The organism is Bacteroides sp. CAG:633 (assembly GCF_000435115.1).
In the GTDB taxonomy this organism is placed as follows: Bacteria; Bacteroidota; Bacteroidia; order Bacteroidales; family Bacteroidaceae; genus Bacteroides; species Bacteroides ndongoniae.
The window spans coordinates 1-6,232 of sequence record NZ_FR882974.1 but is presented as its reverse complement, the minus strand read 5'-3'; the positions used below and the strand labels follow the sequence as shown (position 1 = coordinate 6,232).

General features: G+C 51.9%; 8 protein-coding genes. 3 read left to right on the top strand and 5 right to left on the bottom strand.

What is annotated here, in order from left to right; translation table 11 throughout:
• Positions 1-77: aminomethyltransferase beta-barrel domain-containing protein (locus tag QVP67_RS15670; protein ID WP_369677335.1), on the top strand; the 77-nt coding region annotated here is incomplete at its 5' end.
• Positions 78-97: 20 nt separating this feature from the next.
• Here QVP67_RS15670 and QVP67_RS01705 read toward each other — a convergent pair.
• The gene (locus tag QVP67_RS01705; RefSeq protein ID WP_288179782.1) at positions 98-1,609 is read right to left on the bottom strand and encodes a GH3 auxin-responsive promoter family protein; all 1,512 of its coding nucleotides are present in this window, start codon (positions 1,607-1,609) and stop codon (positions 98-100) included.
• A 131-nt stretch (positions 1,610-1,740) separates the two neighbouring features.
• Here QVP67_RS01705 and QVP67_RS01700 point away from each other — a divergent pair, with 131 nt between their 5' ends.
• Positions 1,741-2,751, top strand: a complete 1,011-nt coding sequence (locus QVP67_RS01700; RefSeq protein ID WP_022161834.1) for an ATP-dependent 6-phosphofructokinase — start codon at positions 1,741-1,743, stop codon at positions 2,749-2,751.
• Positions 2,752-2,811: 60 nt separating this feature from the next.
• Here QVP67_RS01700 and rnc read toward each other — a convergent pair whose 3' ends face one another.
• Genes rnc through QVP67_RS01685 form a run of 3 tightly spaced genes read right to left on the bottom strand, consistent with a single transcriptional unit; the run spans position 2,812 to position 5,324 of the window.
• Positions 2,812-3,789, bottom strand: coding sequence for a ribonuclease III (gene rnc, locus QVP67_RS01695; RefSeq protein ID WP_022161833.1), 978 nt, complete (start codon positions 3,787-3,789; stop codon positions 2,812-2,814).
• Positions 3,790-3,798: 9 nt separating this feature from the next.
• A complete protein-coding gene (fabF, locus tag QVP67_RS01690; protein ID WP_022161832.1) occupies positions 3,799-5,064 on the bottom strand; it encodes a beta-ketoacyl-ACP synthase II in 1,266 nt (421 codons plus the stop codon).
• 23 nt (positions 5,065-5,087) lie between these two features.
• Entirely contained in the window at positions 5,088-5,324 is a 237-nt protein-coding gene (locus QVP67_RS01685) for an acyl carrier protein (protein ID WP_004291965.1), read from the bottom strand.
• Positions 5,325-5,422: 98 nt separating this feature from the next.
• Between QVP67_RS01685 and purN the strand changes: the two genes are divergently transcribed.
• On the top strand, positions 5,423-6,043 hold the full coding sequence (gene purN, locus QVP67_RS01680) for a phosphoribosylglycinamide formyltransferase (RefSeq protein WP_022161831.1): 621 nt from the start codon (positions 5,423-5,425) through the stop codon (positions 6,041-6,043).
• Here purN and QVP67_RS01675 read toward each other — a convergent pair.
• The coding region (locus QVP67_RS01675) for a hypothetical protein (RefSeq protein ID WP_288179781.1) at positions 6,007-6,232 on the bottom strand (226 nt) is incomplete at its 5' end. The genes purN and QVP67_RS01675 overlap by 37 nt on opposite strands.

The following is a 6,232-nucleotide window of genomic DNA, read 5'->3' as shown; positions in this document are numbered from 1 at the left end:
AAGCCATTGCCTCGGGGCAGGCAGCTGCCTTTTACGATGCCGAGGGGTTGCTGCTGGGCGGGGGGATTATTGTATAATGATTTTGAGAGGCTCCTTGTTACTGGTTCAGCTTCAGCATCTCTTCAATGTACTCGCGTGTATTGCTCAGGCGAGGAATCTTGTGCTGTCCGCCCAGCTTGCCTTTCTGATCCAGCCAGTCGTGGAAGAGGCCTTGTCGGGCCACGATTACTTCCAGCGGTTGCAGAGCCAGGTTGTTCTGGCGTTTGGCTTCGTAGTCGGAGTTGACTTCTTTCAGCGTGTCGTCCAAGATGCGGGCAAACTTCTCCAGACTGTCCGGCATCTGGGCAAACTCGATGAGCCACTGGTGGCGGCACTTGGCATGCTCGTCCATGAAGACCGGTGCGGCGGAGTAATCGGTGATGCGGGCACCCGTCTCGGCACAGGCGCGGGTCAGACCTTTCTCGGCGTTGTCCACGATGAGCTCCTCGCCAAAGGCATTGATGAAGTGTTTGGTGCGGCCGGTGATGACAAACTTATAAGGATTCTTCGACGTGAACTTCACGGTGTCCCCTATCATGTAACGCCAGAGACCGGCCGAAGTGGAGATGACCATGGCGTAGTTCTTGCCCAGTTCCACTTCCGTCAGGCTATAGACGCGCGGCTGTTCCTTGCCTACGTCTTCCAAGGGGATGAACTCGTAGAAGACGCCGTAGTCTATCATCAGCAGCAGCGACGGGTCGGCAGGGTCGCTCTGGGTGCCGAAGTAACCTTCGGAGGCGTTGTAAGTCTCCACATAGTGCATGCGGGGGCTGCGGATGACATCTTTGTATTGTTCGCGGTAGGGCGTGAAGGCCACACCGCCGTGGAAGAACACCTCCAGGTTGGGCCACACTTCTTCGAGGCTTTGCTTGCCCGTCTTCTCCAGAATGTGCTTGATGAGCACCAGCATCCACGAGGGGACGCCGGACAGGTTGGTGACGTTGGCATGGATGGTTTCGCGTGCGATGGCCTCCATTTTGGGTTCGAAGTGCTCCATCAGTGCCGTCTGCTTGCTCGGCACACGGATGTAGTTGACCAGCGGGTTGAGGTTTTCCATCAGGATGGCCGAGAGGTCGCCCACCAGGCTATGGTTGGTATTCAGGTTGGGTGCGTGACTTCCGCCCAGTATCAGACCCTTTCCCGTAAAGAAGCGGCTTTGGGGATTCTGTTGCAGATACAATGCCACGGCGTCGGTGCCTCCGCGGTAGTGCGTGTCTTTCAGCGACTCGCGGCTGACAGGCAGGAACTTGCTCTTGTCGTTTGTAGTGCCCGACGATTTGGCAAACCAACGTATTTCGCTTGGCCAGAGCAGGTTCTGTTCTCCGGCTCTCAGTCGTTCCACGTAGGGCTTTATCTCTTCGTAAGTCTGTATGGGAAGTCTTTTCTTGAAATCTTCGTAAGTACGGATGGAGGCATAGTCGTATTTCTTTCCCCATTCGGTGCCGGCGGCTTTGTGCAACAACCGCTGCAACACTCGTTGCTGTAGTTCTTCGGCACGGTTTGCATAGAGCTCAATCTCTTTATAGCGAGGAGTGAAATATATCTTATTCAGTAAATTAGTAATATTCATCTTTCTTATTGAGATCAGATTTTCAAGGCGCAAAAATAATCTTATTTATCGTCTTCTCTATCTTTTTTCTGTTTTTTTTCTACCTTTACGTCCATATAGATGAAAAGAAAGGAAATTTAAACTAATACGTTATGAAGATTGGAATTCTGACCTCGGGAGGCGACTGTCCCGGCATCAATGCTACGATTCGTGGTGTATGCAAGACAGCCATCAATCACTATGCAATGGAGGTGATCGGTATTCACAGCGGTTTTCAGGGACTGCTGACAAAAGATGTGGAAACGCTGACGGAACAATCTCTGTCGGGGCTGCTCAATCTGGGCGGTACCATGCTGGGTACTTCGCGCGAGAAGCCTTTCAAACGCGGCGGCATTATATCGGACGTCGACAAGCCTTCACTGATCCTCAGGAATGTTAGTGAACTGGGCCTGGATTGTCTGGTTTGCATCGGAGGAAACGGAACGCAGAAGACTGCTGCCAAACTGGCGGCTATGGGGCTGAACATCGTTTCCATCCCTAAAACAATCGATAACGACATTTGGGGAACAGACTTCTCATTCGGCTTCGACTCGGCTGTCAGCATAGCTACCGAAGCGATCGACCGCCTGCATTCTACGGCCAGTTCGCACAAACGCGTGATGGTGATCGAAGTAATGGGGCACAAGGCAGGCTGGATAGCTCTGTATTCGGGCATGGCTGGAGGTGGCGATGTGATTTTGATTCCGGAAATCCCTTACAATATCCATAATGTAGGCGAAACGATTCTGAACCGCCTGAAGAAGGGAAAACCGTATTCGATTGTCGTGGTGGCCGAAGGCATACAGACAGACGGACGCAAGCGGGCGGGCGAATACATTGCCCAGGAGATAGAGTACGAGACGGGCATCGAGACACGCGAAACAGTGTTGGGATACACACAGCGGGGCGGTTCGCCTACACCGTTCGACCGCAACCTGTCCACCCGCATGGGAGGCCATGCCACGGAACTGATAGCCAACGGCCAGTTCGGACGCATGATAACGCTGAAAGGCAACGAAATATCGTCGGTATCGCTGGACGAGATAGCCGGCAAGCTGAAGCTGGTGACCGAAGACCACGACCTGGTGGTGCAAGGCAGACGGATGGGGGTCTGCTTCGGATAAAGTAGGAAATTACCTGAAACTTGAGTATAATGAAAGTGGAACGGGGCCTATGGCCTCGTTTCATGCTTTAGAGGCGGAAGTGTCGTCGGACGATTCCGTCAGCAGGTTGTCTGTCGTTTCCGGAGCGGATGCGTCGATTTCGGCTTCGACGGTTATTTCAGTCTCGATGACGGCAAGCGGTTCGCTCGCAGGAGCGGTGCTGTCCGCTTGTGCCGGTTCGGCTTCGGTTGCTTGAGACTCTTCGGCGGCTTGGGCTGCAGCGGCAGTGGCTTGCGCTTTGAGTGCTTCGAGGCTTTCCATGAACTGCGGGTCGCTCTTCAGCTTCTTCAGAGCCATTTGTGCAGCGTTTTGCTGCGATTCTTTTTTCGAATAGCCTGTACCTTTTCCGGCCGAAAGCCCCAGAATGCGGACTTCGGTATGGAACATAGGATTGTAGTCCTTGTCCAAAAGCTGTTCGATGAGTTCGAAAGATACTTCCAGTTTGTTTTTCTGGCTCCACTCGATGAGCTTGGACTTGAAGTTGACTTCTTTGCGCGACATCTTGTCCAGGTCGATGTAGCTCTTGAATATTTTCTTCTCCATGAACTGCTTGCAGCGGTCGTAGCCCTGGTCGATGTATATGGCACCGATGAAGGCTTCGAAAGCATTGCCGTACATGTAGCTGTTGTGCGACGACGAGCGGGTGGACGACTTTACCAGTTTGTCCAGTCCGATGTCCACGGCCAGCTTGTTCAGTGTTTCGCGCTGTACGATTTTGGAGCGGGTATTGGTCAGGAAACCTTCGCGTTTCCCTTCGAAATGACGATAGACGATGTCGCCTACGATGGCGTCGAGGATGGCGTCGCCGAGAAATTCCAGCCGTTCGTTGTTCAGGGGACGGCCTTTTTCGGAACGCAGGGAGGTGGATTTGTGCAGCAGTGCCTGCTGGTAAATTTGTATGTTGCGCGGGTAGAAGCCCAGTATCTTATAAAAACAAAGATAAGACTTCCTGTCTTTGTGAAACAGGAGCCTTATCTTGTCTATTTGATTGCGTAACACGATGCTGAATTATTCTGCGTACTTCTTGAAGATGACGCATGCGTTATGACCGCCGAATCCGAATGTGTTGGACAAGGCAACGTTTACTTCGCGCTTCTGTGCTTTGTTGAAGGTGAAGTTCAGGTCATAGTCGATGTTTTCGTCATTGTCTCCTTCTTCGTGGTTGATGGTCGGGGGAACGATGCCGTTCTTGATGGCCAGAATACTTGCGATGGATTCTACCGCTCCGGCAGCACCCAGCAGGTGTCCTGTCATTGACTTGGTAGAGCTGATGTTCAGCTCGTAAGCATGTTTTCCGAATACTTCCTGGATAGCTTTCACTTCCGAGATGTCTCCCACGGGAGTCGAAGTACCGTGTACGTTGATGTAATCTACTTCTTCAGGCTGCATGCCTGCATCTTCCAATGCGTTTCTCATCACGAGCTTGGCTCCCAGGCCTTCGGGGTGGGAAGCTGTGAGGTGGTGAGCATCGGCAGACATTCCTACGCCGGCTACTTCTGCATATATTTTAGCGCCGCGTGCCTTGGCGTGTTCCAGTTCTTCGAGAACCAGACAGCCGCCGCCTTCACCCATTACGAAACCGTCGCGGCTTGCGCTGAAGGGACGTGAGGCTGTTTCGGGCGAATCGTTACGCGTGGATAATGCATGCATGGCGTTGAATCCGCCTACACCGCAAGCGGCGATGGCAGCTTCGGAACCTCCGGTTACGATGGCATTGGCCTTACCCAGACGGATGAGGTTGAATGCATCGGCTATGGCGTTAGTAGAGGTGGCACATGCTGAGCAGGTTGCGTAGTTGGGACCATGGAAACCGTACAGGATAGAAATTTGTCCGGCAGCGATGTCCGAAATCATCTTGGGGATGAAGAACGGATTGAACTTAGGACCCATTTCCTTGCCGTTGATGGCATAGTTGCCTGCTTCTTCTTCGAAGGTACGGATTCCACCGATACCGGCACCAAAGATGACGCCGATTCTGTTTAAATCCTCATTTTCGACATCAAGACCGGAATCGCTTACGGCTTGTTTGGCTACAGCGATGGCATATTGTGTATACAAGTCCATCTTGCGGGCTTCCTTGCGGTCGATATAGTCGCTTGCATTGAAGTTCTTCACTTCGCATGCAAATTGGGTCTTGAAAAGGGATGCGTCGAAATGAGTAATAGGTCCAGCTCCACTAACCCCATTCACAAGGCTATCCCAGAATTCCTGAACGTTGTTGCCAATGGGAGTAATGGCGCCGAGACCTGTTACTACAACTCTTTTTAATTCCATACTAAGAAATGAACGGATTAAAATTACTTAGCGTGTTCTTCGATGTAAGATACAGCATCGCCTACAGTCCCAATCTTCTCAGCTTGGTCGTCGGGGATAGAGATACCGAATTCTTTCTCGAATTCCATGATAAGTTCTACAGTGTCAAGAGAGTCTGCTCCCAGATCGTTAGTGAAGCTAGCTTCGTTAGTAACTTCTGATTCTTCAACGCCTAATTTATCGACGATAATCGCTTTTACTCTTGATGCAATTTCAGACATAACTTTAAGTTTTTAATTAATAATTAGTTTTATTTCTTTAATTTTGCGGGGCAAAGGAATGAATATTTATCGTTTCTAACAAATATTTGGCGAACAAAATGCAGATTTTTGCACAATTTTCACGGTTTTGTGCACAGATTGAGAAAAATATGGGGAAAAACATCGCGATTTTTGCATCCGGCAACGGTACGAATGCCGAGAATATCATCCGCTACTTTCAAGGTAGCGAAGAGGTGAAAGTGAAGCTGGTCCTGACGAACCGGCAACATGCGTTTGTGTTGGAACGTGCGCGCAAACTGGACGTTCCGTGTGCTTATTTCGGCAAGGAAGACTGGGCGGACGGCGAGCCGGTGCTTGCGCTGCTTCGCGAGCAGGGCATCGACTTTGTGGTGCTGGCAGGTTTCCTGGCGCGCGTCCCCGATTGTCTGCTTCGGGCCTATCCCAATAAGATTGTCAACATACACCCTTCGCTGCTGCCCAAGTTCGGGGGCAAAGGCATGTACGGCGACCGCGTGCACGAGGCCGTGGTGGCTGCCGGCGAGACGGAGAGTGGAATCACTATACATTATATTAACGAGCACTACGACGAGGGCGAAGTCATTGCCCAGTACCGTTGCGCAGTGTTGCCCGACGATACGGCTGCGGACGTGGCGGCCAAGGTACATGCGCTGGAGTACGAGTACTATCCGCAGGTGATCGGTCGTGAGGTGATGCGCTGAGCCGTCTGACGGGTGTTTCCTCTGGTTTCCACTTGCGGGAACTGCCGTTCCCACAAGTGGGGAACACGGTTCCCGCAAGTGGTTACGGTGGTTACCACAGGTGGAAACGATGCGGATAGCCTGCCGCCGGAATCAGAACAGCTGATACTGCTGTGGCGTGACGAGGGTGAAAGCCCGCCGTTCGCGGCG